Origin of the sequence: Nonomuraea sp. B1E8 (genome assembly GCF_039871515.1) — a bacterium.
In the GTDB taxonomy this organism is placed as follows: Bacteria; Actinomycetota; Actinomycetes; order Streptosporangiales; family Streptosporangiaceae; genus Nonomuraea.
Genome location: NZ_JBDPLS010000051.1, coordinates 1 through 1,013, shown reverse-complemented (window position 1 = coordinate 1,013; position 1,013 = coordinate 1). Strand labels below are relative to the sequence as shown.

Genomic DNA, 1,013 nt, shown 5'->3' with positions numbered 1-1,013 from the left:
CTTTCCGCGTAACGGATCACGACCTTGTGTGATCACATCTTCGGTTAGGTGTGGCGTCCGTGTTCGAGACGGAGGAGGACGAGGGCCGCCCGGGTGATCGCGCCGATTCGCCAGGGGTCGAGGGTGACGCGCCGCAGCGCCTTGAAGGTGGTCTTGAGCAGGGAGTTGGCGCGTTCGGCCACGGCGTGGACGCCGCGAATGACCTGGTTGTAGGCGCGCTGGTCTTCTGTAAGCCGGCCGTTCTTGGGCTTCTTGATCGGGTGGCGTACGGCGGGGCTGAGATTCTCATAGCCCAGGTCGGCGAGGGTGAGCAGGCCCGTCTGGGCCAGGTCTTCCAGAGCGGGCAGCAACTCCTTCGCGGCCTTGGCGCAGGTGGTGTCGTGTTCGCGTCCGGGGCGGACCTCGGAGGTCCACAGTGGCCAGCCGTCCGGGTCGGACATCACCTGGATATTGCCGCCGTGATGCTTGTGCTTGCCACTCCACCACAGGTCAGCGCCGTTCGGGCCGGGCGTGGACACCCGATCGGTGCGCACCACGGTGCCATCCAGGTTCAGATGCGTGGCCCCCGCGGTCTTGGCCTCCTCCAGCGCGGTGTGAAGGTCGGGAGCTTGGGCGGCCAGGACGTCGATCCCTTCATGCAGGTAGGCGTAGGCGGTGCTCCTGCCGATGCTGTTGTCGACGGCTAGATCACGGACCCGCGTGTCCTCCAGGAACCACCGCAGCACCAGCACAGCCTGGCTGAACGGGCCGAGCGCCCGTGTTCCTGCTCGTGTGCGGCGCATAAGCCGATGAGCTGCGAGTTGGGCGGCGAGGAACTCGGCGGTGGACCGGTTGACCGCAAGAGTCGCGGTGTATGTGACACTGGTGGGCACGTGAAGCCTCTGGTTCCGAAGTCGATCTGTCGCAAGACCAACTTCTACCAGGGGCTTTACGCTTCTCGATCATCGGGGGCGCCGGCGTCGGGGCGGCCCGAGGATCACACTCTGTCGCGGGGGCTTACGCGGAAGGGCTCA

General features: G+C 66.1%; 1 protein-coding gene. It reads right to left on the bottom strand.

Annotated features, from left to right (window positions below; translation table 11 throughout):
* Positions 1 to 44 precede the first annotated feature (44 nt).
* The gene (locus ABGA98_RS45650) at positions 45 to 872 is read right to left on the bottom strand and encodes a transposase family protein (protein WP_347624745.1); all 828 of its coding nucleotides are present in this window, start codon (positions 870 to 872) and stop codon (positions 45 to 47) included.
* Positions 873 to 1,013 lie beyond the last annotated feature (141 nt).